Source organism: Brevundimonas sp. 2YAF1, from assembly GCF_052114745.1.
GTDB lineage: Bacteria > Pseudomonadota > Alphaproteobacteria > Caulobacterales > Caulobacteraceae > Brevundimonas.
In genome coordinates this window covers 1-898 of sequence record NZ_JBFRFI010000022.1, presented here as the reverse complement: position 1 = coordinate 898, position 898 = coordinate 1, and the positions used below count along the sequence as shown (strand labels likewise).

The window sequence follows — 898 nt, the reverse complement described above, 5'->3', positions numbered from 1 at the left end:
CGCCTAGGTGTCGAAGCTATGAAGGTTGTTCACCCGGGGTTGGGCTGAGAAGCTGGGGTTGCAAAGCACCAACCTCAACCGAAGAGCTCCCCGGATGAACGTGCACAAGAATGCCCGGCTGACGCCGTCGGGTCGAGCCTTGCTGGCGGAACGGATCGAGGCAGGCTGGACCACGCGGTCGGCTGCGCAAGCGGCGGGCGTGTCGGTTCGGACGGCGCGCAAATGGCTGGGCCGGCATCGGCTCGGGGGCGAGCGTAGGCATCACGACCGCAGCTCGGCGCCGAGGCGATGTCCGGGCAGGACGGAGCCCCGACGGATGGCGGCAATCGAAGCCCTGCGCCGCCAGAGGATGACCGGTCCCCAGATCGCCCGCAGGCTCGGCATGGCGCGTTCGACGGTGGGTCTGATCCTGCGCCGTCTGGGCCTTGGCCGCCTTGCCCTGCTGGAGCCCAGGCCCCCGATCGTCCGCTACGAACGCGACCGCCCCGGCGAGATGATCCACCTCGACATCAAGAAGCTGGGCCGGATCAACGGCGTGGGCCACCGCTTCACCGGACGCGGGCCGGGCACGCATAACCTCGGCCGGGGCTGGGACTTCCTACACGTCTGCGTCGATGACGCCTCGCGTCTAGCCTACACCGAACTGCTGCCCTCCGAAGGCCAGCACGACACCACTGCCTTCCTCGAACGCGCCCTCGCCTGGCTCAACCGACACGGCGTCACRGTCGAGCGCGTCATGACCGACAACGGCTCGGCCTATCGCTCGAAATTGTTCGGCGCGGCCTTGCTAAAGGCGGGGGCGCGCCACGTCCGAACTCGGCCTTACACACCCCGAACCAACGGCAAGGCCGAGCGCTTCATCCAGACCACGCTGCGCGAATGGGCCTACGCCAGGCCC

1 protein-coding gene is annotated in these 898 nt (G+C 68.3%); it reads left to right on the top strand.

Translation table 11 applies throughout. The features are described 5' to 3' along the window. Nucleotides 1–94 precede the first annotated feature (94 nt). The coding region (locus AB4Y68_RS14460) for an IS481 family transposase (protein WP_441456451.1) at nucleotides 95–898 on the top strand (804 nt) is incomplete at its 3' end.